The organism is Leifsonia sp. C5G2 (assembly GCF_013359685.1).
Lineage (GTDB): Bacteria > Actinomycetota > Actinomycetes > Actinomycetales > Microbacteriaceae > Leifsonia.
Genome location: NZ_JABFMV010000006.1, coordinates 130,029 through 153,151 on the forward strand (window position 1 = coordinate 130,029; position 23,123 = coordinate 153,151).

Sequence of the window (23,123 nt, forward strand, 5' to 3'; positions counted from 1 at the left end):
CGGCGGGTTCGCCGGCCTCAGGCGCCGTAGCCGAAGATCGACTCGTCCTCCTTGTCGGCCTCCACCGGGTCGGAGTCGGGCTGGTCGAAGTGGTAGGTCACCAGACGCTCGCCGTTCGCCTCGCGCTCCTCGCCCTTCACGTACCAGAAGGTGGACTCGAGGCCCTCGACCGCGGCGATCACGCCGATCCGCTCATCCACCTTCCCGTCCACCAGGAAACGGCGGTCGGTCTGCCCTGCGAGCGGGCCGTCGGCGTACTCGACGATGTATTCGGGATCCTGTCGTGCGTCGGTCATGACTCCACCGTAGTCCCCGAAACGGGATCGGTGAGGTCGCCGACCCGAGCGGTGCGCGGCGCGGTCGGCGTCAGGTCGAGTCCGGTGACGTCCAGGACGAGCGCGGCCGACGCCACCGGGTCCTCTCGCGCCACGAAGCGGTCGAACTCGGCCTGCCACCGGTCCCACTGCGCGGCGAAGGTGGCGCCGTCGCGGGCCAGCGCCCGACGCTTCCGCAGCGCGTCGTCCGCGTGCAGCCACACCGTGAGGTCGGCGAGGGCGGCATTCCGCCGGGAGAGCGTGCCGCATCCCTCCACGATGAGCGGCTCGGTCCCTGTGATCTGGACGCGTCCCGCCGGCCGCTCGTTCGCCCAGTCCCAGCGCTGCCAGCTGCCGGAGCCGTGTGCGCGGAGCGGCGCGAGCAGGTCGCGGCCGACCGCGTCGCTTCCGGCATCGAGGCCGTCCCAGCCCGGGTAGAGGTCGTCCATCCGGACCAGGCGCGGGGCGCCCTCCGCAGGCCAGTCGGCGAGCAGCAGGTCGGCGAGGGAGCTCTTGCCCGCCCCGCTCGGCCCGTCGATCAGGACGACCGGCGTGCGGCCGGCGCGCGACGCGGTCGCCACGGCCCGGGACAGCGCGTCGGCGAGCGGTGCGAGGTCAGCTGAGGGGCGCATTCCAGCTCCCGGTGGCGACGGCGGCGGCGATCGCGGCGCCCGCGACCAGGATCGCAACCGCGAGGGCGGCCCAGTCGCGGGCGCGGAAGACGGAGGGCCGGGCCCAGGTGCGACGGACCTGCGCACCGAAGCCGCGCGCCTCCATCGCGGTCGCCAGCTTCGTCCCCCGGCGGAGCGACAGCACGAACAGCGCGAACGACTGCCCGAGGAAGCGCCGGAACGCGCCGGACTCGGCCACGCCGCGCGCGCGGCGGGCGAGGGTGAGGGCACGCCAGTCCTCAGCGAACAGCCCGACCAGGCGGAGGCCGGCCAGCGCGCCGAGCACGAACCGGGCCGGGAGGCGCAGCAGCTGCGCCAGGCCGTCCGCGAGCTCGGTCGGGTCGATGGTGATGAACAGCAGCACCGCGGGCAGTCCGATGGCGAGGACGCGGAGCATGGTGGCCAGGGCGAGCGCAGCCGAGCCGTCGCTGACCTCCACGAACCACCACTGCACGTACACGGTGCCCGAGGTGCGGCCGTAAAGCAGTGTGGTCAGGCCCGCCAGCGGCGCGGCGATCAGCACCGGTGCCGTCCGGGTGAGGACGGTGCGGAGCGGGAGGCGCGCGAAGGCGAGCAGCGCGACCTCCAGCACGAGCGCGACGCCGGCCGAGACCGGGTCGATCGAGAGCAGCAGGGCGACCGTCACGATGAGGGCGGCGCCCAGCTTGGCGACCGGGTTGAGGGTCGCGAGCGGGCCGGTGCGCAGCGGCTGGATGAGCGTCACGCCGCCACCTCCGCCGCGCCGAGCCGCAGGTCCGTCGCGCCGATGGCGGAGACGAACTCGGCGTCGTGGGTGGCGGCGACGACGGCGTGCCCGTCGCGGCGGAGGCCGGCGATCGTGCCGACCAGGCCCTCCCAGGTGCGCGCATCCTGCCCGAACGTCGGCTCGTCGAGCACCAGCAGCCGGGGCCGCGTGGCGAGCGCCGTGCCGACCGAGAGCCGCCGCTTCTGGCCGCCGGACAGGGTGAAAGGGTTGGCCTCCGCCACGGCGGCGAGGGCCAGCCGGTCGAGCAGCTCGTCCACCCGCGCGGTCACCTCGGCCGCGTCGAGCCCGAGCGCCCGCGGCCCCGCGGCGAGCTCGTCCCGCACGGTCGACGCGAGGAACTGGTGCTCGGGATTCTGGAACACGCTGCCGATGCGCGTCAGCAGCTCGCGCGACCGCCACGCCGACGGGTCGCCCGGGGCGCCGTCCGCGAGAGCCGGCTCGGCCGTCAGCGTTCCGCTGAGCGCGGGCAGCAGACCGCCGACGGTGAGCGCGAGAGTCGACTTGCCTGCCCCGTTGCGCCCGGTGAGCGCGAGGGCGGAGCCCGCGGCGATCGAGAGCTCGATCGGTCCGCCGACCGGGTCCGTGCGTACGGCACGTCCCCGCCCCCGGCGGCGACCGCGCGTGACCGCCGGGCCGCGGCCGAACACGAGCGACTGCGCCCGCAGCAGCGGGTCGCCCTCGGCGACGGGCGCCGCCTCCGGCACGATCGTGTCCGGCAGCCACACCCCGGCGCGGCGGAGCTCGCCGGCCGTGTCGCCGAGCACCGCCTCCGGAGCGCCGTCGGCCAGCACGCCACCATCCGCCCCGAGCACGACGACGCGCGTCACGAGGTCGCGCCAGACGGCGACCCGGTGCTCGACCACGACCAGCGTCGCACCCGTCGCGTCGAGGGCCGAGCGCACGGCGTCCCGGACCTCCAGGACACCCTCCGGGTCGAGGTTCGCGGTCGGCTCGTCGAGCAGCAGCACCCCCGGCTGCATGGCGAGCAGGCCCGCGAGCGCCAGCCGCTGCTTCTGCCCGCCGGAGAGCTGGGCGGTCGAGCGGTCGAGCGGCACGTCGAGCCCGACCTCGGCCAAGGCCTTCCGCACCCGCGGCCAGACCTCGTCGCGCGGCACGCCCAGGTTCTCGCAGGCGAAGGCGACGTCGTCGCCGACACGCGCGAGGATCACCTGCGCGTCCGGGTCCTGCAGCAGCAGCCCGGCCGTCCCGCGAGCCTCGGCGGGCGGACGGCCGCCCACCGTGAGCGCGCCCTCCGCCTCGCCGTCGTCCTCGCCGCCGAGCACGCCGGCCAGGCCCGCCAGCAGCGTGCTCTTACCGGCCCCGGACGCGCCGAGCAGGAGCACCCGCTCCCCCGGCTCGACGCGCAGGTCGACCCCGCGCGCGGCCCACGCCGCACGCCCGGCATACCGCCAGCCCCAGCCGTCGACGTGGATCGCGGCCGGCGACGGCCGTCCCGTCGCCACGCTCAGACCCGCGCCGCCTTCTGCGCCTCGCGGCCCGCGGCGAACCGGCTCAGCGCGCCCGTGCGGGCGAGCGCCCGCACCAGCAGCCAGGAGCCGAGGCCGGCGACGACCAGGCCCGAGATCGTGGTGGTGATGGTGTAGACGACCACGAACTCCGGCTTCGACCCGGGGTACCAGTAGAGGAGGTCGAGGATCGACTCGGCGATGCCAGCGCCGGCCCCGGCGAGGAGCGCCGGGAAGAGCCGCCAGTTGGCGTAGAGGAACAGTGCGAAGACGAGCTCCGCGCCGAGCCCCTGCACGACACCCGAGAGCAGCGTGGCGAAGCCCCACTGCGTCCCGATCAGCGCGGACACGGTGGCGGCGACGACCTCGCCGAAGAGGGCCGCGCCGGGCTTGCGCACGATCAGCGCGACGAGCACCCCGGCGAACAGCCACGGGCCGTTCAGGATGCCCTGGAAGCCGGGCAGGACCGCCGAGACCGGACCTGAGATGGGGTTCTGGACGACGCCCCAGATCCAGAAGACGACGCCGGCGGCGACCGCCACGACGCTGGCGACGACGATGTCGACGACCCGCCAGCGGAAGGTGCGCGGACGCGCCGAGGTGGAGAGAAGAGTTGCGTGCACTGTGCGTGCCCTTTCAGTCAGCGAAACAGGGCACGGGATGTGAGAATGGCCTCCCTGCGCTGGCATGACCCAGATCAGGTTCGACGGTCGAGACTTGGAGAAGTCTCCTCTCAGCCCGGCTCACCGGACTCCCGTGTTCACAGACAGTGTAGCCCGGCGGGCGGGCCCGCGTGCTACCGCTTGAGCGCCTTGATGACGCGCGACCAGGCGTGACCGGCGACCCAGACGAACGGGATGCCGACGGCGAGCAGCGTGATCACGTTCGGCCGGAACCGCACCCCCGACTCGTCGGAGACGTAGGCGCCGAACGGGACCGCCCAGCCGCCGCCACCGCCGCCGCTGCCGGCCGGAGCGTCCTCGCCGCCCTCTCCGCCCTCGCCGCCGCCGAAGCCGAACTGCACGGCCGCCACGGGCACGATGGTCGTCCCGTCGACGACGACCGGGTCGCCGTAGACCGACTTGATGCCGGAGGTGCTGAGCGTCTCCGCGAGCTTGAGCGTCATGTTCGTCATGCAGCCACGGTAGCGCGCGGGTGCCGCCGAGACCAGGCTCCTTCGGGCCGTCGCCTCAATCGCTGACGTACTTGGGGTTGCGGCCGTCCTGCTCCTCCTGGTCGGCGTCCCGCGAACGGCGGACCAGGGAGGCCGGGCCGATCGCGCCGCGGCCGAACCGGGCGCTGACCGCGTCGAGGGTGCGCTCGGTCTCGCGCCACTCCTCGTCCGGGTCCCACAGGGCCAAGGAGTTGCCGCCCGCGTCGAGCAGCTGCTCCGCGCGCACGCCGATGAGGCGGATGGGGGTCTGCCGCACATCCAGCCCCAGCGCTTCGAACACATCCCACGCCTCCTCGAACAGCCGGCGGCCGACGTTGGTCGGCTCGGCGAGAGTGCGCGAACGGGTGATGGTGCGGAAGTCGGAGAAGCGGACCTTGATGGCGACCGTCCGCGTCTCCAGCTCGTGCTTGCGCAGCCGCTCGCCGACCCGGCCGGAGAGGCGGAGCAGCTCGCGGCGCAACTGGTCGACGTCGGCGACGTCGACGCCGAACGTGTTCTCGTGGCCGATGCTCTTCTCGCGCGACTCTGTGACGACGCGGCGCGGGTCGCGTCCGTTCGCCAGCTCATGCAGACGGCGGCCCGAGGCGTCGCCCACGGCCTTCTGCAGCACGCCGAGCGGCGCGTCCGCCAGGTCCGCGACCGTGAGCAGCCCCATCCGCTCGAGGGACGACTGCGTGCTCGCGCCGACGCCCCACAGCGCGCCGACCGGCAGCGGCCGCAGGAACGACAGCGTCTCCGAGCGCGGGATCACCAGCAGCCCGTCAGGCTTCGCGCGGCCGGAGGCCAGCTTCGCCATGAACTTGGTCGCGGCGACGCCGACGGAGCAGGTCAGCCCGGTCTCCTCGTGCACGCGCGACCGGATCAGCTCGGCGATCCGGCGCGGCGATCCGAGCAGCCGGCGGGCGCCGGCGACGTCGAGGAACGCCTCGTCGATGCTCAGCGGCTCCACGAGCGGGGTGACCTCGTGGAAGATGTCCATCACCTTGCGCGAGTACTCGGTGTAGCGGTCGTAGTGCGGAGGCAGGATGATCGCGTTCGGGCACAGGCGCAGCGCCTGCGACATCGGCATGGCGCTGCGGACGCCGTAGCGGCGCGCCTCATACGTCGCGCTCGTCACGACGCCGCGGCCGCCCGCGTGCCCGACGATCGCCGGTTTGCCGCGGGCATCCGGGCGCTCGAGCAGCTCGACCGACGCGAAGAACGCATCCATGTCGACGTGAAGGATGCTCGACTCGGAGTCGTCGACATCGGCGGCGCTGACCTGCCGCTCGCTCCCGTCCGCTCGTCCCACCCCTCCACTCTCTCACCCCCGACCGACGTTCCCCCCTCCCTCCCCCTTCCCTCTTCCGCTGAGGTGCTCGTAGATGCTCGCGACACGCCGGAGGCGGGTGCATCTGCGAGCACCTCAGCGGAGGGTGGGCGGGTTAGACGAGGGCGGTGACGAGGGGGCGGAGCCAGGCGCGGAAGGCGTGGGAGTCGTCGCGCAGGGTCGCGCTGACCACGACGGTGTGCGGCCCGACGATCCAGGCGCCCTTCTCGGCCAGGGGCAGCACGTCGAGGTCGAGCCGGAAGTAGCCGGCCTGGCGGCGGAGCTCGTGCTCCCGCTCCCGGACCACGTCGACGATGTCTGCGGCGCGGCGGGCGTGGGTCGCCGCGGTCGCCTGCACGTACTCCGCGTGCCGGGCGGCGGCCCAGCCGGCGGCCGCGTCGTAGTGCGCGATCACCGCATCCTGCAGCTCCAGCGCCCGGTCGAACGCCTCGAAGTGCGGCGGACGCAGCAGCGGCGCGGTCAGCCGCCGCGTGCGGTCGGCGACGACCTCGAACCAGGCTTGCCACTGCACCGCGAGCGGGTCGTCGCCGGCGCCGGCCGAGCCGCCGGGAGCGCCGCCGGGAGCCGCGCGCGACGCGCTCCGCCCCGACCGCGCGCCGCGCGACTGCAGCGCGGGCGTCACCGCGGGGTCGAGCGCCGGGAGGGACGGCTGCACGGCCTCCGACAGCCCGGCGAGGTCGCGCACGGCGAGGGCGACGAGCAGGTCCCACGGGCAGTCCTCCGTGACCTGCCATCGAAGGGTGCCCTCGACGAACATGCCGTCATTGTAGGTTCGCGCCGCCCGCGGAGGTAGGGGGATGGCGAACCGGTTCAGTCCCCGGGCCAGGGCTCCTCGGCGATCAGCAGCGAGGCCGGGATGACCGCGGTCGCATACGGGCCCCGCCCGTCCCGCCGGTGCTGCGGCTCGGAGAACGACACCGTCCAGGTGGTCAGGCCGTCCAGCGGACCGTAGACGTTCCGGAGGCTGCGGTCGCCGGGCGCGACGATCACGCCGGTCGGCTCCCCCACCCAGTCGTCGCCGGTCGGCGGCTCGTGCTCGCGCACGTACACCTGCACACCGACGCCGAGACCGGGGCCGTCCGCGCCGGGACGGCCGGCGGCCGCCTCCCGCCGATCACCCGTTGCGCGCTTCCACATGCCGCCAGCCTGCCACACCCGGCTCCGCAGCCGCTCAGTGCGAGGTGCTCGCTCGGGCATTGCCTCCGGTGCCCCGCTCGGGGTCGAGGAGGCGGCGCAGCGTCCATCGCTCCGCGACGGTCCACGTCGTCGACGTGAGGATGTAGACGGCCGCCGCGAGCGGGACGAACGCGGCGAACAGTACCGTGATGTACGGCAGGAACGACAGCGCGCGCAGCACGCCGGCGGGGGCGGGCGAACCCTCCGGCTGCGGGAGCGTGAGCACCCGTCGCGACACGGTGGTGACGACCGCGATCAGTGCGAGCACGCCGAGGTAGACGAGCATCGCGGGCCACACCCCGGCCGAGGCGCCGGTCAGCCCGACGAAGCTGGTGCCGAGCGGCGCGCCGAAGACGTGCTGATCGAGCAGGCCGTTGGGGTGACCGGCGATCGTCGGATGCGTGAACACCGCGTACACGAGCGTCACGACGGGGATCTGCGCGAGCAGCGGCAGCATCCCGGCGAACGGCGACACCTGCTCCCGCTGGTAGAGCTCCATCGTCTTCCTGGCGAGCGTCTCACGGTCGCCGGAGTGGCGCCGCTGCAGCTCGGCGAGCTGCGGGGCGAGTCGCCTGCGGTGGTACTCCGCGCGCACCTGGCTGACGCCGACCGGCACGAGGAGGAGACGGACGAGGACGGTGAGCACGACGACGGCGACGAGCCCGGCGGCGGTGCCGGCGACCGGTTCGACGCCGGCGGAGAAGGCGGTGACGAGGCCGTACGCCCCGTCGAGGATGGCCGCGATCGGCGGCCAGGAGAAGAAGTCCATGAGTGAGTGATCCCTGCGATGAAGACGGTGGGTGGACGCGTCTGGTCGCGAGGGCGCGCCGGTCCCGCGGACAGCGGGCGGCGGCGCAGCCTACGCGACCGGCAGGGAGGCGCCGGGCGCCCTGGGCCGCGGACGGCCGTCGGCGTCGGGATCGGAGGTGCTCTCCACGAGCCACCCGACCACCGGCTCCACGGGCCGTGACCACACCGCACGGCGGCGGAGGGAGGCGGTGAGCGCGGCGACCGACCGGGTCGCCGCGACGGCGACCACGGCGACCAGCCCGAGGGCGCCGGCCACACCGGCGAGGGCCACGAAGGCCGCAGGGCTGCCGCCGCCGAACGCGCCGAGCGCGGACGCGACGGAGCGTCCGAGCAGCTCGAGCAGGGCGGTCATGGTCCGACGGTAACAGAGCGGGCGCCGCCCGGCCCAGAGCGTTCGCGCCGGGCGGACGCGTGTCGCCTTCCGAATGGGCGCGGTGGAAGGATGGACGCATGAGAGTCGCGATCATCGGAGCCCACGGAAAAGTCGCCCAGCAGCTGATGCGGGTGCTCTACGACCTCGGCGACGACTTCGTCGGGATCGTCCGGAACGACGAGCACGCCGACGACGTCTACCGCCTCGGCGGCGAGGGCGTGCTCCTCGACATCGAATCGGCCGACGCCTCCGCGCTCGCGGGCGCGATCGCCGGCTGCGACGCCGTCGTGTTCGCCGCGGGGGCGGGAGCAGGATCCGGCATCGAGCGCAAGCGCACCGTCGACTACGGCGGCTCGGTGACGTCGCAGGAGGCGGCCGCGCAGGCCGGCATCCGCCGCTTCGTGCAGGTGTCCGCCTGGGGCGTCGACGCGCCGGTCGAGGGCGACGACCCGGTGTGGGCCGCCTACGTCGAGGCGAAACGCGACGCCGACGCCGCACTCCGCGCCTCCGGTCTCGACTGGACGATCCTTCGCCCCGGCGGCCTCACCACCGAGGACGGCACCGGCCTCGTCACCCTCGGCGACAGCGTTCCACGCGGCAGCATCGCCCGGGAGGACGTGGCGCGTCTCATCGCCGTCGTGCTGCACGAACCGGGCAGCATCGGCCGGCAGTGGGAGGTCGTCGCCGGCGACACCCCGCTGGAGGACGCCGTGCGGGCGCCGGTCGCCTCCGCGTAGGCTTGCGGCCGTGACCACCGACAGCGCGACGGGCGACGCCGGAGCCCGCGACCACTCCCCCTACGACGCGAAGCCCTGGGTGGCCTCGTACGCCCCGGACGTCCCGGCCCGGGTGGAGGTGCCGGAGGGCTCCCTCTCGCACTTGATCGACGAGTCGGTCCGCACCTACGGGAGCCACGTCGCTCTCGAGTTCTTCGGCGCCACCACCACCTACGCCGAGCTCGGCGACCAGATCGCGCGCGCCGCGGAGGGCCTCCGCAAGCTGGGCGTGAAGAAGGGCGACCGCGTCGCGCTGGTGCTTCCGAACTGCCCGCAGCACGTCGCCGCGTTCTACGCGGTGCTGCGGCTCGGCGCCGTCGTGGTGGAGCACAACCCGCTGTACACGCCGCGCGAGCTGCGGCATCAGTTCGAGGACCACGGCGCGACGGTCGCGATCGTCTGGGACAAGGTGGCCCGCACCGTCCAGGAGCTCCCCACCGACCTCGGCGTGACCACGGTCGTCTCCGTCGACCTCACCCGGGCCATGCCCGCCTCCAAGCGGATCGCCCTGCGCCTGCCCGTGAAGGCGGCGCGATCGGCCCGCGACCAGCTGACCACGAAGGTCACCGGGACGATCCGCTGGGACGCCCTCGTCGCCTCCCGCAAGCTGAAGGCGAGCTACCCGCGGCCTGAGCGCGACGACCTCGCGCTCATCCAGTACACCTCCGGCACGACCGGGCTGCCGAAGGGCGCCATGCTGAGCCACGGCAACCTGTCGGTGAACGCGGCGCAGTCGCGCGCGTGGGTGCCGACGATCGAGCGCGGCTCCTCCGTCGTCTACGCGGTGCTGCCGCTGTTCCACGCCTACGGGCTCACGCTGTGCCTCACCTTCGCGATGAGCATGGGCGCCCGGCTGGTGCTGTTCCCGAAGTTCGACCCCGACCTGGTGCTGGATGTGGTCAAGAAGCGTCCGCCGACGTTCCTGCCGGCCGTGCCCCCGATCTACGAACGGCTGGTGCAGGCGGCGGAGAAGCGGAAGGTGTCGCTGTCGGGCATCCAGATCGCGATCTCCGGCGCGATGAGCCTGCCGCAGAGCATCGTCGACCTGTGGGAGCAGAAGACCGGCGGCTACCTGGTCGAGGGCTACGGGCTGTCCGAATGCTCGCCCGTGCTCATGGCGAACCCGGTCGGCGCGACCAGGAAGCCGGGCACCGTCGGCCTGCCGCTGCCCAGCACCGAGCTGCGCGTCGCCGACCCGGACGACCCCTCGGTCTACCGGCCGTTCGGCGAGGATGGCGAACTGCTCGCCCGCGGCCCCCAGGTGTTCTCGGGGTACTGGCGGAAGCCGGACGAGACCGCGAAGGTGCTCACCGCGGACGGCTGGTTCCGCACCGGCGACATCGTCACGATGGACGAGGACGGCTTCGTCCGCATCGTCGACCGCATCAAGGAGCTCATCGTCACCGGCGGCTTCAACGTCTCACCGACGGAGGTGGAGGACGCGCTGCGCTCGTTCCCCGGCGTCGCGGATGTCGCGGTGGTCGGCCTCCCGCACCGCCGCGGCGGCGAGGACGTGGTGGCCGCGGTCGTCATGGACGAGGGCGCCTCGTTCGACGAGGAGGCCATCCGGGCCTACGGGCGCGACTGCCTCACCCCGTACAAGGTGCCGAAGCACGTCGTGCAGGTGGACGAGCTGCCGCGCTCGATCGTCGGCAAGGTGATCCGCCGCAAGGTGCGCGACCAGCTGCTCGCCGCGCAGCACTAGCCCGCCGCGATTCGTGCCGAATGTGCGTTGTGGCGCGCTGAAAGCGCGCATTCGGCGCGAATCGCGCGCCTGCTAGTCGCCGATCGGGAAGACGAGGAGGGAGCCGGTCGCGGTCGCGACCGGTTTTCCCGTCGCGTCGGCGATCACGGCGTCGGCGAAGGCGACCCGGCTGCCCGGCTTCGACACGGTTGCCGTGCACGTCAGCGTCCCGGAGTGCGCGTAGACCGGGCGCAGGTAGTTCACGTTGATCTCGATGGACGTGTACCCCTGCCCCTGCGCGAGCGTCGTCTGCACCGCGCAGCCGAGCGCGGAGTCGAGCACCGTGCACAGGAAGCCGCCGTGCACCGTCCCGATCGGGTTGTAGTGCGACTCGTCCGGCTCGCAGACGAAGGTCGCCGTGCCCGGGTCGGCCGCGACCAGCGTCATCCGCATGAGCTCGGCGATGGGAGGCTGCGGAAGCTCGCCCCGGATCATCGACCGCAGGTACTCGAGCCCGGTCATGGTGGGCATCCGTGCGACGCCGGGCGCCGGGTCCTCCCAGGTGACGGTGCGGATGCGCTCGGTCGAGTGCTCGGTCGGGGACTCTTCGCTGGCGGCGTCGCTCATGCCGCCATCCTCTCGCGCCGACGACCACCCGCGCGAGCCGGGCTCAGGATGCGGCGGGCCGGTCGAGCCGGTCGAGCCGCCGCCGGGCGGCCAGCTCCGCCTGCGTCTGGGGCCCGAGCAGCACCCGCGCGCCGCGGAGCACCGCCGCGGTGGCCGCGTGCAGCGGCACCACCCGCTGCAGCGGAGTGGACGGGAGCCCGAGCATCGCGCGGTGGCGCGGCTCGAGCGTCGACACGGCGGCGTCGAACACCACCCGGTACGACGGCCGCAGCATGCGGCGGAGCGGCGCGCGACGGATGAAGCGGACGATCTCCTCCACCTCCGGACCGCCGCGCAGCTCCCCCGAGTCGGTCGCCGCGTCGATCCCAGCGCGCAGCTGGGCGGCTGTGCGCGGCGCATCCGGCACACCCATGAGCTCGGCCGCCGTCGCCCACTCGCCCACGTAGCCGTCGGCCCCGCCCGGGAGCGGCCCGCCCCACCGCTCGTGCGCGGTCAGGAAGGCGTCGGTGAACGCCAGGTGCACCCAGCGGGCGAGCTCCGGGTCGTTCGCCGAGTACGGACGTTCGACGCCGTGCCCGTCGACGAACGTGCCGGTCACCCGGCGATGCAGCGACTTCACCATCTCCGACCCCGCGATCGCCTGGCCGCGGCTGCCGAAGGTGACGGTGTGGATCCATTGGATGGTGCCCGCCAGCCGGCCCAGCGGGTCCTCGCGGTAGCGGGAGAAATCGCGCACGCCCGCCAGCGCCCCCGGGTGCAGCGCCTGCAGCAGCAGCGCCCGCACGCCGGCGACGAGGGTCGGCATCCCGCCGTGCACCGCCCAGGCCGCACTGCCGGGCCCGAAGAAACCCTCGTCCTCGCCGAACTCGAGGCGCAGCACCCAGGCCGGGACCTCGTCCGACCGCCCGGCGAGGGTCTCGATCAGCCGGGAGCGGATCGGCGCGAGGACGCCGCCGGTGGCACCGGTCGTCGTCCCGGTCATCGTGACCGGCTCATCCCGCGGCGACCTCGAGGCCGAGTCCGTCGATCGGCTGCGCCGAGGGAAGCTCGGCCAGCAGTCGCCCCGGCAGGAGGATCTTCGACCGCCGCACCCCCGAGCCGATGATGACGACGTCCTGCTCGCCGACGCGGGAGTCGACCAGCACTGGCCACTCCGCGGGCAGGCCGATCGGGGTGATGCCGCCGTACTCCATCCCGGTCAGCTCGACCGCCCGGTCCATCGGCAGGAACGACGCCTTGCGCACATCCAGCATCCGCTTCACCGTGTTGTTCACGTCGGCGCGCGTCGTGGAGAGCACGACGCAGGCGGCGATCCGCTCGACGCCCTCACGCTTGCCCGCGACCACGACGCAGTTGGCCAGGTGGGAGGCGTCCAGCCCGAAGGCGTCGCGCGTCGCCGCGGTGTCGGAGATGTCGGGGTCGATCTCGACGACGCCGACCTGCTCCAGCCAGCCGAGGCTCTCCAGCGCGGCGAGCGTCGCCGGGGCCAGCAGGTCGGTGCGGGTGGAGGCCGGCGCGGTGGTGAGCCCGCCGAGAGTGAAGACGCCCATGCGGCTACTCTGCACGTGGAGGCTGGGAGTCGGCAAACAGGGAGCCGGGCAGCAGCGCGTCGGCGGCCGGCTCGCCGGAGAGGCGCTTGTACATCACCGTGGTGCCGCCGAGTCGTCCCGACGGCATGACCGCGAAGTCCGGGATGACGCCGACGGCATGCCAGCCCCACCGCGCGTAGAGCGTCTCGGCCAGGCTGCCGGTCTCCGTGTCGAGGACGAGGAGGGTGAGCCCGGTGACGCGCGCGTGCTCCTCCAGCGCGCGCATCAAGGCGAGTGCGACGCCACGGCCGCGGGCCTCCGGGTGCACCATCAGCTTGACGACCTCGCCGCGGTGCGGGCCGTTCGGTTTGGGCGAGCGGAGCAACGTGATGGTGCCGAGCGCGCGGCCGTCGTCGCCGCGGGCCACCCACGACGTCGCATCCGGGTCGGCGAACAGCCCCTGCCACCACGACGTCGCCTCCTCGGCCGACGGCGGCTCGATCCAGCCGACGCTGGCTCCGGCCGCGACCGTCGCGATCAGCACCGCGGAGAGCCCGGCGGCATCCTCCGCCGCGCTCTCCGCGGTGACACGCTCGACGGCGACCGGAGCGCGTCCCGTCCCGGTCATCCGTCGGCGCTCCGCTACTCCGCCGAGCCGGCGCGCTCCAGCACCAGCTCGCGCACGCGGGCCGCGTCGGCCTGGCCGCGCATCGCCTTCATCACCGCGCCGATGACGGCGCCGGCGGCCTGGACCTTGCCGTCGCGGATCTTCGCGAGAACGTCCGGCTGGGCAGCCAGGGCCTCGTCGATGGCCGCGATGAGCGCCCCGTCGTCGGAGACGACGGCGAGGCCGCGGGCGTCGACGACCTCCTGCGGACGGCCCTCGCCGGCGATGACGCCCTCGAGCACCTGGCGGGCCAGGCGGTCGGTCAGCGTGCCGGCGTCGACCAGCGCAGCCAGCTCGGCCACATGCTGCGGGCTCACCAGGGTGCCGGCCGGCACGTTCTGGGCGTTGGCGAGACGGGCGATCTCACCCGACCACCACTTGCGCGCGGCGGCGGGCGAGGCGCCGGCGGCGATGGTCGCCTCCACCTCGTCCAGCAGGTCGGCGTTGGCGACGTCCTGGAACTCCAGAGCCGTGAAGCCCCACTCGGCGGTCAGGCGCTTGCGGCGGGCGGCCGGCTGCTCCGGCAGCGTGCCGCGCAGCTCCTCCACCCAGTCGCGGCTGGGCGCCACGGGGACGAGGTCGGGCTCCGGGAAGTACCGGTAGTCGTCGGCATCCGACTTCGGGCGGCCGGCGCTCGTGGTCCCCGTGTCTTCATGCCAGTGACGGGTCTCCTGCACGATCGTGCCACCGGCCTCCAGGATCGCCGCCTGGCGCTGGATCTCGTACCGGACCGCGCGCTCGATCGAGCGCAGCGAGTTCACGTTCTTGGTCTCCGTGCGGGTGCCGAGCTCGGTGGTGCCGCGGCGGCGGAGGGAGACGTTGGCGTCGCAGCGGACGTTGCCCTCCTCCATCCGGGCGTTCGAGACGCCGAGCGCCTTCACGATGTCGCGGATGGCGCGCACGTAGGTGCGGCCCACCTCCGGGGCGTCCGCCTCTGCGCCCTCGATGATCTTGGTGACGATCTCGACCAGCGGCACACCGCCGCGGTTGAAGTCGACGAGCGAGTAGTCGGCGCCCTGGATGCGGCCGGTGGCGCCGCCCACGTGCGTGAGCTTGCCCGCGTCCTCCTCCATGTGCGCGCGCTCGATCGCGACGGTGATCTCGCGGCCGTTCTCCAGCTCGATGGTGATCGAGCCGTCGTGGGCGATCGGCTCGTCGTACTGCGAGGTCTGGAAGTTCTTCGCGAGGTCCGGGTAGAAGTAGTTTTTCCGGGCGAACCGGCTCGACTCGGCGATGTCGCAGCCGAGCGCGAGACCGAGGCGGATGCTCGACTCGATCGCCTTCTCGTTCACCTGCGGCATGCCGCCGGGGAGACCCAGGCAGGTCGGGCAGGTGTTCGTGTTCGCGCCGGAGCCGAACTCGTTGGCGCAGCCGCAGAACATCTTGGTCTTGGTGTTCAGCTCGACGTGCACCTCGAAGCCGAGCACCGGCTCGAAGAGCTCGAGGGCCTTGTCGTAATCCAGCAGGTCGGCCTTGGCCATCAGACGGCTCCCTCTTCGCTCGCGAACATCTCGGTGGCGCTCAGGTCGGGCGCCGAGCTGAGCAGCGTCCCGCCCCAGCTCTCCTCCAGCAGCTGCTCCAGCGCCGCGCCGTAGGTGTACAGGCGGGCGTCCGCGCGCGCGGGCGCCATCAGCTGCATGCCGACGGGCAGGCCGTCCTCCGGCGCGAGGCCGATCGGCAGGCCCATGCCCGGCACGCCGGCGAGGTTCGCCGGGATGGTGGTGATGTCGTTGAGGTACATCGCCATCGGGTCGTCGATCTTCTCGCCGAGCTTGAACGCCGTGGTCGGCGCGCTCGGGCTGACCAGCACGTCCACCTTCTCGAACGCGGCCTGGAAGTCGCGCTGGATGAGCGTGCGCACCTTCTGGGCGCTGCCGTAGTAGGCGTCGTAGTAGCCGGCGCTCAGCGCGTAGGTGCCGAGGATGATGCGGCGCTTGACCTCCGGGCCGAAGCCCGCGTCGCGGGTGGCGGACATGACGCGCTCGACCGTGACGGGCGGCTCGGACGGGTCGACCCGCAGGCCGAACCGCACCGAGTCGAACCGGGCGAGGTTGCTGGACGCCTCGGCGGGCAGGATGAGGTAGTACGCGGCGACGGCGTACTCAAAGCTCGGGGCGCTGACCTCGACGATCTCGGCACCCGCGGACTCCAGCAGGGCCAGCGACTCATCGAAGCGCTGCTTGACGCCGGCCTGGAAGCCGTCGCCCGCGATCTCCCGGATGACGCCCACACGGACGCCCTTCAGGGCGCCCTCGCGGTGCCCGGCGCGCGCGGCGTCGGCCATCGACGGCCAGGTGTCGGTCAGCGAGGTCGAGTCGAGCGGGTCGTGGCCGCCGATCACGTCGTGCAGCAGGCCCGCGTCGAGCACGCTGCGCGACACCGGGCCGACCTGGTCGAGCGAGCTCGCGAGCGCGATCGCGCCGTAGCGGCTGACGCCGCCGTAGGTGGGCTTGACCCCGACCGAGCCGGTCACGGCCGCGGGCTGACGGATCGAGCCGCCGGTGTCGGAGCCGAGCGCGAGCGGCGCTTCGAAAGCGGACACCGCCGCGGCCGAGCCGCCGCCGGAGCCGCCGGGGATGCGCTCCAGGTCCCACGGGTTGCGGGTGGGGCCGTACGCCGAGTGCTCGGTCGACGAGCCCATGGCGAACTCGTCCATGTTGGTCTTGCCGAGCGGGACGAGGTCGGCCTCGCGCAGCTTGCGCACGACGGTCGCGTCGTACGGCGGGATCCAGCCCTCGAGGATCTTCGACCCGGAGGTGGACGGCATGTCGTGGGTGGCCAGCACGTCCTTGATCGCGATCGGGACGCCGGCGAGCGGGCCGAGCGGGTCGCCCGCGGCGCGGCGGCCGTCGACCTCGGCGGCGGTCCGGAGCGCCGTCTCCCCCGCGACGTGCAGGAAGGCGTGGACATCGGCGTCGACCGACTCGATGCGGTCGAGGTGGGCGCGCACGGCGTCCACCGAGGAGACCTCGCGTGCGGCGAGCTTCTCGGCGAGAGCGGAGGCGGACAGCCTGGTCAGATCGGTCATGGCCTACTCCTCGTCCAGGATGGTCGCGACCTTGAAGCGGTCGCCTTCGCGCGCCGGGGCGCCGGAGAGCGCCTGTTCGACCGTCAGCGACGGCCGCACCTCGTCCTTCCGGAACACGTTGGTCAGCGGGAGCGGGTGGCTGGTGGCCGGGACGTCCGGGCCCGCCACCTCCTGCACCTTCGCGACGGACTCGACGATCTGGCCGAGCTCCTTCGTGAGGCTCTCGAGCTCGTCGGGGCTGAGGTCGATCCTGGCGAGGTTCGCCAGGTGCGCGACCTGTTCTGCGCTGATCTCGCGTGCGCTGGTTTCAGACAAGGGTGCGTCTCCGTGGGATTCGGTGGTGGGCGGCGGGGCTCGCGTGGCGTCCCGCCGCTATCGATTCTAGGGCGAGCCGAACAGGCCGCGCCCCAGCCGGTCGACCGCTTCGTAGGCCTGCTTGTAGGTGGCCGGCACGGGCGCACCCGGTTCGCCGTAGCGCGCCATCAGCAGACCGACCAGGCCGACTCCGGGCGGGCTCAGCGGCCGGTCCTCATCCTGCGGCGCCGGCGCGTCGGCTTCGGGATTCGGCGGCAGGTACTGCGGGTGCGTGTCCGGCCAGGTGCCGGGCTGGCGGGGTGCCGTGCGGTTGATCGCGTTGTCGATCGTCCGCGCCCCGCGGTCGCGCTCGGTCAGGTGCTTCAGTCCGTACTTCTTGCTGAGCGTCGCCACGACCGCCGAGTGGTGCATCTCCTCGTGGATGATCGTGTTGCGCGCCGTGTACGCCGAGATCGCGATCGCCGGCACGCGCACGCCCAGGCGGTCGAACCCGAAGCCGTTCTCCCCCGGCCCGCTGTCGTCCGGCGGTGTGGCGGGCCCGGGCGGGACATGGTCGAAGGTGCCTCCGTGCTCGTCGAAGGTGACGAGCAGCATGGTGTTGAGCGCGTTCGACCCCTTCGCGCTCCGCGCCGAGCGGATCGCGGAGTACACCCGGTGCAGCAGCAGGTCGCCCGCGCGGACGTCGGAGATGGCGCCGCCCACGACGATGTCGCCCGCCACCTCCTCTTCTGTCATCGGACCGCCCGGCGGGTGCATGTCGTTGTGGTCGTACAGCAGCCGCGGCTCGACGAAGGCGTAGTCCGGGAGGGTGCCCTCGGCGACATCGGCGTAGAACTGCGTCATCGTCCGGAAGTGCGTCTTCCAGTAGGGCTGCAGCGCCGGCGCGTGGATGAACCCGGTCAGCGAGATCAGCTGCCGGTCGTCGAAGTAGACCCGCCAGCTGCGGCCCGCCTCCTCCAGCCGGTTGAAGATCGTCGGGCTGTCGTTCTTCGGGTCGAACCACTTGCCCGGCCCCTCGGCTCCGCCGTTGTCGACGTAGCCGTGCGAGGTGGACGCGTGGAAGAACGAGCGGTTGCAGAAGGTCTGCGACGGGACCGCGCAGTGCCAGTGGTCGTAGACCGCGAACTGCCTGGCGAGGGTCGAGAACACCGGGAGCATCTCCGGCGTGAAGCCGCCCATGATCCGGCGGTACTGGTCAGCCGTCGGCTCCTGGCCGGTGTCCTTGCGGAGCACGCCGATGTAGTCGCGCACGAAGCCGCGCATGGTCGGCTCGGCCCCGGCGGCCGGCGCGTTGTACGGCGGAAGCATCTGCCGGAGGCGGGCATCGGCGTTCGACGGCGGGTCGACCACCTCGTACAGCTGCGTGTTGACATGCGGGTACACCTCGCCGGGGTCGGGCGAGGGCTGGCGCATGATGAAGTCGGTGGTGCCGTCGTAGGCGTGCGCCGGGATGTCGGGGCCGCCCGCAGGATCCGGGTTGCTGTAGTCGCCGAACGCCAGCCCCTCGAACCGGCGGCCCTCCGGCAGGTTCTTCTCGTCGTAGAGCAGGCCGAGGAGGTTGTCGAACGAGCGGTTCTCGTACATCAGCACGACGAGGTGGTCGAAGCCGGGACCCCCCGCACGCGGCGGAAGCGGCGGGTACTCCTCGCCGGACTCGTCGGCCATCGGCGCGGTCTGGCCCGCCGCCGACCCGAGGGCCGCGCCGGCGGCCCCGCCCGCCGCGCCGCCCGTGACGGCGCCGGCCGCGACGAGACCCGCGCCCTTCAAGAACGAGCGCCTGCTCGCACCCGGAGGGCCGGGCTCCCCCGTGGTCCCCTCGGTGGGCTCGCCAGGGCCGGGCACGGCGGGGTGGTCGTCGTCCGATCGCATCCCCACCATTATGGGCGCACCCGCCGACAGGGGGTCAGTGCGCCGAGGCGGTCTTAACGGTGGCACCCGACGAGGAGCCGGGTCCGAGCACCAGGTTGCCGAGGTCGATGCCGATCATCGCCAGGTTGCGCATGCACTCCGTCCCGGCCGTGAAGTACGCATTGTGGCCCGACGAGCCGGCGAGGGTTTCGTGCGTGAGAGGGTCGACGGCACCGCTGACGCCCATCGGGGTCGCGCCGTAGCTCGGCGATCCCGGGTCGCTGCCGAAGAAGGCGCTGTTGACGATCGGGTCCATCGGGGCTTCGCCGACGAACACGTTGCCGTGCGCCACCGCGAGACCCGCCACCGACTGCGCGGCGCTGCCCGGCGAGCCCATCAGCGCGAGCGCGTCGACCGTCACGGTGTGGCGCTCGAGCGCCATCAACGCGGCGGTCGACCCGTACGAGTGGGCGAAGACGCTGAGGAACGGCTGGTCCGCGGTGCGGATCGCCCGGATCCCCTGCAGCGTGCGCTCCAGGCTGTCGGCTCCCTGCGTGGCGAGCGTGGTGCCGCCGATGTTCGTCAGGACCGGCGTCTGGTAGCCGATCCACGCGACGACCGCGACGCCGGGCGCTCCCCCGCTCCCGCGCGGCCCGAGCACGCGCCGCAGGAAGCCGGTCTGCAGGTCGTACTGCTCCTGAGCCACCTTCGCCCAGTCCTGGATCTGCTCGCCCACCGACATGTACATTCCCGGCACCAGCACGCTCACGTAGCGCGCGGAGGCCAGATCGCCGACGACGATCGCGGCCTTGGCGTCCGTCGACGGGTCGAGCCCGACCAGCGTCCTGGTCACCCCGTCGTGCTTCGACAGCGCCTTCCGGACGTTCTCGAGGGTCTCCAGCTGCCGCTGCAGGCCCACGCGCTCGGCGCGGCCGTGCTCCGTCCGCAGCCGGGTGCTGACGTGCGAGATGGTCTGCTTCAGGTCGAGCGAGTTGGCGCGGCCGCGCACAGCGTACGGGACGCCCTCCAGGTTGCCGATCACGTGCGGCGCGGCCTGGATGAGGAGCTTCTGCTTCGCCGGGTCGATCAGCTTCCAGAGCCGGCTGACGTCGGCCGCCGCCGGGGTCTCGACGAGCAACGACTCCAGCTTGGCCCGGTTGGCGTCGAGGAAGGACGGCAGGGCGGACGCGTCGACGCCGGCCACGGATCCCAGCAGGGACGCCGCGGCGCTCCGGCCGCTGGGGGCAGACGGGAGGTCGGAGGTGCCGGAGAGGACCGGGTCGCCCGTGACGGCGGATGCGCCCGGGAGTGCGGAGACGACGGAGACCGCGGAGGCGGGTTGCGGAAGGTCGGCGGGCACGACAGAGGCCCCGGTCAGTCCGGAGACGACCGAGGTCACAGTGAGAACAGCTGCAAAGCCGACCAGCACTCCGTCCGGGTCCCTCCGAGAGCGAGCGAGCTTAGCCCTTGCGCATGCGCCCAGGGGAGCGCACATCTCGACTCTACCCATGAACGGGTGGCGGACGGCAAGCCGTTCTACCCCCGATTCGGGGGGAGAATTTGGATCCTGTCGGCGACTTGGAGGACCGAGATCCCACGAATGTCACTCGGATTCGAGCGCGGCGGGTCCCTCCTCGACCAGCGTCTTGAACTGGGCGGCGTCGATCACCCGCACGCCGAGCTCCTCCGCCTTGGCCAGCTTCGACCCCGCCCCCGGTCCGGCGGCCACGAAATCGGTCTTCTTGGACACGCTCGACGCGGCCTTCCCGCCGGCCGCGATGATGGCCTCCTGAGCCCCCTCGCGCGTGAAGCCCTCGAGCGATCCGGTGGCGACGACGGTCAGCCCGGCGAGGACTCCCCCGGCCTCATCCGCGCGGCCGGGCCCCGGGTGGCCGGGGGTGGCGAACTGCACGCCGTCGGCGGCCCAGCGCTCGACGATCTCGCGGTGCCAGTCGACCTCGAACCAGGCCAGCACCGCGTCCGCGATGATGCCGCCCACCCCGTCCACATCGGCGAGCTCATCGCGCGTCGCCGAGCGGATCGCGTCGAGCGACCCGAAGTGGTTCGCCAGCGCGCGGGCGGCCACCGGGCCGACGTGACGGATGTTGAGGGCCACCAGGATGCGCCACAGCGGCTTCTCCCGCGCGGCGGACAGGTTGTTCAGCAGCTCGATCGCGCTCTTCGACGGCACGTACAGCTCGTCGCCCGCGAACTCCTCCGCCGCCGGGTCGTACACGCCGTCCTTCTTCTGCCGCCGGCGGCGGAACGGGGTGTCTACCTTCTCCTCCCCCGAGTCCGTCAGTTTCGGCAGGCCGGTCTCCGAATCCCGCACCACCACCTCGATCGGGAACAGATCGGCGAGCCGGAGCCCGAACAGCCCCGCCTCGGTCGGGAGCGGCGGCGTCTCCGGGAAGCGCGGCTGGGTGAGCGCGGCGGCGGCGACCTCGCCGAGCGCCTCGATGTCGAGCGCTCCGCGCGAGCCGATGTGCTCGACGCGGCCGCGCACCTGCGCGGGGCAGAACTCGGCGTTGGGGCAGCGGAGGTCGATGTCGCCCTCCTTGGCCGGGGCGAGCCGGGTGCCGCACTCCGGGCAGTTCTCGGGCATGACGAACTCGCGCTCGGTGCCGTCGCGCAGCTCCACGACCGGGCCGAGCACCTCGGGGATGACGTCGCCCGCCTTACGCAGCACGACCGTGTCGCCGATGAGCACGCCCTTGGCCTTCACCACCTCCTGGTTGTGGAGGGTGGCCTGCCGCACCTCGGAGCCGGCGACGCGCACCTTCTCCATCACGGCGAACGGCGTGGCTCGGCCGGTGCGCCCGACGCTGACGACGATGTCGAGCAGCTTGGTGTTGACCTGCTCCGGCGGGTACTTGTACGCGATCGCCCAGCGCGGCGCACGGCTCGTCGCACCCAGCTCGTCGTGCAGCGCGAGCTCGTCGACCTTGATCACGATGCCGTCGATCTCGTGCTCGACTGCGCCGCGGTGGGCGCCGTAGTACTCGATGAACTCGTTGACCTTCTTGGCGTCGTCGACCACCCGGTAGTGGGTGGAGGTCGGAAGACCCCAGCCCTTGAGCAGCTCGTAGACCTTCGACTGGGCGTCGACCGGCGGGTTCTGCCAGGCGCCGATGCCGTGCACGAGCATGTGCAGCCTGCGAAGGCGGTTGCGCATCAGCTCCAGCTGCGCGGGGTTCTTGCCCTCGGCCTTCTGCCGGAGCGACCCGCTCGCGGCGTTGCGCGCGTTCGCGAAGACGCGCTCGCCCGCCTCCAGCTGATGGGCGTTGAGCTCCTCGAACTCAGCCACCGGGAAGAACACCTCGCCGCGCACCTCGACGAGCGCGGGCGGGTCGTCGGTCGCCAGCCGGGTCGGGATGACGGGGATCGAGCGGATGTTCTCCGTCACGTCCTCCCCCACGACGCCGTCGCCGCGCGTCGCCGCGGAGACCAGCACACCCCGCTCGTAGCGGAGGTTGATGGCCAGACCGTCGATCTTGAGCTCGCACAGGTAGTCGACCCGCCGGCCCGCGTCGCGCTCGACCTTCGCCGCCCACGCCTCGAACTCCTCCAGCGAGAAGACGTTGTCGAGGCTCAGCATGCGCTCGGCGTGCTCCACCGGCGCGAACAGCGTGGTCTGGGCGCGGCCGCCGACGGTCTGCGTCGGGCTGTCCTGCGACTGGAGCTCGGGGTACAGCCGCTCGAGCTCCTCCAGCCGCCGCATCATGCGGTCGTACTCCTCGTCGCTCACGAGCACCGTGTCGCGCTCGTAGTACGCGTCGCGCAGTTCGAGGATGCGCGTGGTCAGCTGCTGCGCCTCGGCCCGCGCGTCAGCGAGCTGGTCGTCCGTCGTCGTCTCGATCGCCACGCGTCCAGCTTATTCGGCACCCCCGACGTCCGACGCGGCCGCCGGCGTCGACCGCGGCCGGCGTTCGCGGCGCGACGGCGGCCGCACCGGGCGGCGGCTGAGCACCGCCGCGACGAGGAAGCACGCCGCGCCGAGCAGCGTCCCGAGGTTCGCCCAGAGCAGGCTCAGCGGGTCGCCGGTCGACGGGATGGTGTACGCGCCGATCGCCGAGAGACCGAACAGCACCGACCCGACCAGGTTCAGCCCGGTGCCGTGCCAGGTGCGGGCGCTGGGATCCCACAGCCGCTCGCGGTCGACGGTCGCCGCGACCGCCAGCGCGCTGGACGCCAGGAAGCAGATCGACCCGAACGCGTCCGGGCGCCAGCCGTCGCCGACCCGGGTGGCGCTGTTCGCCGCCGTGATGAGCGCCTCCGTCGTGCTGAGATTGAAGAACAGCGTCCCGGCGAACTGGATGGCCGCGGCCCACCAGTCGTACCGGTCCGGCGCGGAGCTCTCCCGGCGCGGCGGCCGGCGCCCGCTGAGCGCGAGCTGGATGAACGCGGCGGCCGTGAAGAACAGCGCACCGATGAAGAAGGTCACGTTCGCCGCCACGTCTCCGACGGCCTCCTGGTACGCGGGCACGGCGCCGACGAGGAAGAAGAGCGAGCCGATCGCGAAGCCCCAGGCCTCGCGCCGCAGACGAGTCGAGCGCTGTGCCGTCATGG

24 protein-coding genes and 1 riboswitch are annotated in these 23,123 nt (G+C 72.9%); of the genes, 2 read left to right on the forward strand and 22 right to left on the reverse strand.

What is annotated here, in order from left to right:
* Window positions 1–17: 17 nt before the first annotated feature.
* The 11 genes from HNO83_RS10080 to HNO83_RS10130 form a co-directional block, all read right to left on the reverse strand.
* Window positions 18–296 (reverse strand): hypothetical protein, encoded by a 279-nt coding sequence (locus tag HNO83_RS10080; RefSeq protein WP_175337394.1) that lies wholly within the window; start codon window positions 294–296, stop codon window positions 18–20.
* Window positions 293–946 (reverse strand): nucleoside/nucleotide kinase family protein, encoded by a 654-nt coding sequence (locus HNO83_RS10085; protein ID WP_175337395.1) that lies wholly within the window; start codon window positions 944–946, stop codon window positions 293–295. Before HNO83_RS10085 ends, HNO83_RS10080 begins: the two co-directional genes overlap by 4 nt.
* Window positions 930–1,709, reverse strand: a complete 780-nt coding sequence (locus HNO83_RS10090; protein ID WP_175337396.1) for an energy-coupling factor transporter transmembrane component T family protein — start codon at window positions 1,707–1,709, stop codon at window positions 930–932. Before HNO83_RS10090 ends, HNO83_RS10085 begins: the two co-directional genes overlap by 17 nt.
* Complete coding sequence (locus tag HNO83_RS10095) at window positions 1,706–3,214, reverse strand: ABC transporter ATP-binding protein (RefSeq protein WP_175337397.1); 1,509 nt, start codon at window positions 3,212–3,214, stop codon at window positions 1,706–1,708. Before HNO83_RS10095 ends, HNO83_RS10090 begins: the two co-directional genes overlap by 4 nt.
* Before the next feature lie 2 nt (window positions 3,215–3,216).
* Window positions 3,217–3,840 (reverse strand): ECF transporter S component, encoded by a 624-nt coding sequence (locus tag HNO83_RS10100; protein ID WP_349627124.1) that lies wholly within the window; start codon window positions 3,838–3,840, stop codon window positions 3,217–3,219.
* A 34-nt stretch (window positions 3,841–3,874) separates the two neighbouring features.
* Window positions 3,875–3,985, reverse strand: a riboswitch (TPP riboswitch).
* A gap of 28 nt (window positions 3,986–4,013) precedes the next feature.
* A complete protein-coding gene (locus HNO83_RS10105) occupies window positions 4,014–4,352 on the reverse strand; it encodes a spore germination protein GerW family protein (protein ID WP_175337399.1) in 339 nt (112 codons plus the stop codon).
* 55 nt (window positions 4,353–4,407) lie between these two features.
* Entirely contained in the window at window positions 4,408–5,682 is a 1,275-nt protein-coding gene (locus HNO83_RS10110; RefSeq protein WP_175337400.1) for a DNA polymerase IV, read from the reverse strand.
* A gap of 133 nt (window positions 5,683–5,815) precedes the next feature.
* Entirely contained in the window at window positions 5,816–6,478 is a 663-nt protein-coding gene (locus tag HNO83_RS10115) for a hypothetical protein (protein ID WP_175337401.1), read from the reverse strand.
* A 53-nt stretch (window positions 6,479–6,531) separates the two neighbouring features.
* Entirely contained in the window at window positions 6,532–6,858 is a 327-nt protein-coding gene (locus tag HNO83_RS20105; RefSeq protein WP_249776644.1) for a hypothetical protein, read from the reverse strand.
* Between the two features lie 34 nt (window positions 6,859–6,892).
* Entirely contained in the window at window positions 6,893–7,666 is a 774-nt protein-coding gene (locus tag HNO83_RS10125; protein WP_175337402.1) for a YidC/Oxa1 family membrane protein insertase, read from the reverse strand.
* 90 nt (window positions 7,667–7,756) lie between these two features.
* Complete coding sequence (locus tag HNO83_RS10130; RefSeq protein WP_175337403.1) at window positions 7,757–8,059, reverse strand: DUF6412 domain-containing protein; 303 nt, start codon at window positions 8,057–8,059, stop codon at window positions 7,757–7,759.
* Window positions 8,060–8,157: 98 nt separating this feature from the next.
* Between HNO83_RS10130 and HNO83_RS10135 the strand changes: the two genes are divergently transcribed.
* Both HNO83_RS10135 and HNO83_RS10140 read left to right on the forward strand, forming a co-directional pair.
* Window positions 8,158–8,817: an SDR family oxidoreductase gene (locus HNO83_RS10135; RefSeq protein WP_175337404.1), complete on the forward strand. Its 660-nt coding sequence runs from the start codon at window positions 8,158–8,160 to the stop codon at window positions 8,815–8,817.
* A 10-nt stretch (window positions 8,818–8,827) separates the two neighbouring features.
* The gene (locus HNO83_RS10140; RefSeq protein WP_175337405.1) at window positions 8,828–10,561 is read left to right on the forward strand and encodes a long-chain-fatty-acid--CoA ligase; all 1,734 of its coding nucleotides are present in this window, start codon (window positions 8,828–8,830) and stop codon (window positions 10,559–10,561) included.
* A gap of 72 nt (window positions 10,562–10,633) precedes the next feature.
* Here the strand turns inward: HNO83_RS10140 and HNO83_RS10145 are convergent, their stop codons facing one another.
* From HNO83_RS10145 to HNO83_RS10195, 11 genes are all read right to left on the reverse strand, one after another.
* Window positions 10,634–11,167 (reverse strand): PaaI family thioesterase, encoded by a 534-nt coding sequence (locus HNO83_RS10145; protein ID WP_175337406.1) that lies wholly within the window; start codon window positions 11,165–11,167, stop codon window positions 10,634–10,636.
* A 43-nt stretch (window positions 11,168–11,210) separates the two neighbouring features.
* Complete coding sequence (locus tag HNO83_RS10150) at window positions 11,211–12,149, reverse strand: oxygenase MpaB family protein (RefSeq protein ID WP_175337407.1); 939 nt, start codon at window positions 12,147–12,149, stop codon at window positions 11,211–11,213.
* A gap of 10 nt (window positions 12,150–12,159) precedes the next feature.
* On the reverse strand, window positions 12,160–12,717 hold the full coding sequence (locus HNO83_RS10155) for a YbaK/EbsC family protein (RefSeq protein WP_175337408.1): 558 nt from the start codon (window positions 12,715–12,717) through the stop codon (window positions 12,160–12,162).
* 4 nt (window positions 12,718–12,721) lie between these two features.
* On the reverse strand, window positions 12,722–13,324 hold the full coding sequence (locus tag HNO83_RS10160; protein WP_175337409.1) for a GNAT family N-acetyltransferase: 603 nt from the start codon (window positions 13,322–13,324) through the stop codon (window positions 12,722–12,724).
* Between the two features lie 14 nt (window positions 13,325–13,338).
* Complete coding sequence (gatB, locus tag HNO83_RS10165; RefSeq protein WP_175337410.1) at window positions 13,339–14,844, reverse strand: Asp-tRNA(Asn)/Glu-tRNA(Gln) amidotransferase subunit GatB; 1,506 nt, start codon at window positions 14,842–14,844, stop codon at window positions 13,339–13,341.
* The gene (gene gatA, locus HNO83_RS10170) at window positions 14,844–16,391 is read right to left on the reverse strand and encodes an Asp-tRNA(Asn)/Glu-tRNA(Gln) amidotransferase subunit GatA (protein ID WP_175337411.1); all 1,548 of its coding nucleotides are present in this window, start codon (window positions 16,389–16,391) and stop codon (window positions 14,844–14,846) included. Before gatA ends, gatB begins: the two co-directional genes overlap by 1 nt.
* A 3-nt stretch (window positions 16,392–16,394) precedes the next feature.
* Window positions 16,395–16,706 carry an Asp-tRNA(Asn)/Glu-tRNA(Gln) amidotransferase subunit GatC gene (gatC, locus tag HNO83_RS10175; RefSeq protein WP_217498896.1) on the reverse strand — a complete coding sequence of 104 codons (312 nt, stop codon included), beginning with the start codon at window positions 16,704–16,706 and terminating at the stop codon, window positions 16,395–16,397.
* A gap of 66 nt (window positions 16,707–16,772) precedes the next feature.
* Entirely contained in the window at window positions 16,773–18,575 is a 1,803-nt protein-coding gene (locus HNO83_RS10180) for an alkaline phosphatase family protein (protein ID WP_175337412.1), read from the reverse strand.
* A gap of 34 nt (window positions 18,576–18,609) precedes the next feature.
* Window positions 18,610–19,953 carry an alpha/beta hydrolase gene (locus HNO83_RS10185; protein WP_349627125.1) on the reverse strand — a complete coding sequence of 448 codons (1,344 nt, stop codon included), beginning with the start codon at window positions 19,951–19,953 and terminating at the stop codon, window positions 18,610–18,612.
* A gap of 204 nt (window positions 19,954–20,157) precedes the next feature.
* The gene (ligA, locus tag HNO83_RS10190; RefSeq protein ID WP_175337414.1) at window positions 20,158–22,419 is read right to left on the reverse strand and encodes an NAD-dependent DNA ligase LigA; all 2,262 of its coding nucleotides are present in this window, start codon (window positions 22,417–22,419) and stop codon (window positions 20,158–20,160) included.
* Window positions 22,420–22,428: 9 nt separating this feature from the next.
* On the reverse strand, window positions 22,429–23,121 hold the full coding sequence (locus tag HNO83_RS10195; RefSeq protein WP_175337415.1) for a hypothetical protein: 693 nt from the start codon (window positions 23,119–23,121) through the stop codon (window positions 22,429–22,431).
* Window positions 23,122–23,123 lie beyond the last annotated feature (2 nt).

What these genes read in the sequence shown, in the direction of transcription:
- HNO83_RS10080 (WP_175337394.1), bottom strand. Translation starts at nt 296, where the DNA reads ATGACCGACGCACGACAGGATCCCGAATACATCGTCGAGTACGCCGAC.
- HNO83_RS10085 (WP_175337395.1), bottom strand. Translation starts at nt 946, where the DNA reads ATGCGCCCCTCAGCTGACCTCGCACCGCTCGCCGACGCGCTGTCCCGG.
- HNO83_RS10105 (WP_175337399.1), bottom strand. Translation starts at nt 4,352, where the DNA reads ATGACGAACATGACGCTCAAGCTCGCGGAGACGCTCAGCACCTCCGGC.
- HNO83_RS10115 (WP_175337401.1), bottom strand. Translation starts at nt 6,478, where the DNA reads ATGTTCGTCGAGGGCACCCTTCGATGGCAGGTCACGGAGGACTGCCCG.
- HNO83_RS20105 (WP_249776644.1), bottom strand. Translation starts at nt 6,858, where the DNA reads ATGTGGAAGCGCGCAACGGGTGATCGGCGGGAGGCGGCCGCCGGCCGT.
- HNO83_RS10125 (WP_175337402.1), bottom strand. Translation starts at nt 7,666, where the DNA reads ATGGACTTCTTCTCCTGGCCGCCGATCGCGGCCATCCTCGACGGGGCG.
- HNO83_RS10130 (WP_175337403.1), bottom strand. Translation starts at nt 8,059, where the DNA reads ATGACCGCCCTGCTCGAGCTGCTCGGACGCTCCGTCGCGTCCGCGCTC.
- HNO83_RS10135 (WP_175337404.1), top strand. Translation starts at nt 8,158, where the DNA reads ATGAGAGTCGCGATCATCGGAGCCCACGGAAAAGTCGCCCAGCAGCTG.
- HNO83_RS10145 (WP_175337406.1), bottom strand. Translation starts at nt 11,167, where the DNA reads ATGAGCGACGCCGCCAGCGAAGAGTCCCCGACCGAGCACTCGACCGAG.
- HNO83_RS10150 (WP_175337407.1), bottom strand. Translation starts at nt 12,149, where the DNA reads ATGACCGGGACGACGACCGGTGCCACCGGCGGCGTCCTCGCGCCGATC.
- HNO83_RS10155 (WP_175337408.1), bottom strand. Translation starts at nt 12,717, where the DNA reads ATGGGCGTCTTCACTCTCGGCGGGCTCACCACCGCGCCGGCCTCCACC.
- HNO83_RS10160 (WP_175337409.1), bottom strand. Translation starts at nt 13,324, where the DNA reads ATGACCGGGACGGGACGCGCTCCGGTCGCCGTCGAGCGTGTCACCGCG.
- gatB (WP_175337410.1), bottom strand. Translation starts at nt 14,844, where the DNA reads ATGGCCAAGGCCGACCTGCTGGATTACGACAAGGCCCTCGAGCTCTTC.
- gatA (WP_175337411.1), bottom strand. Translation starts at nt 16,391, where the DNA reads ATGACCGATCTGACCAGGCTGTCCGCCTCCGCTCTCGCCGAGAAGCTC.
- HNO83_RS10180 (WP_175337412.1), bottom strand. Translation starts at nt 18,575, where the DNA reads ATGCGATCGGACGACGACCACCCCGCCGTGCCCGGCCCTGGCGAGCCC.
- HNO83_RS10195 (WP_175337415.1), bottom strand. Translation starts at nt 23,121, where the DNA reads ATGACGGCACAGCGCTCGACTCGTCTGCGGCGCGAGGCCTGGGGCTTC.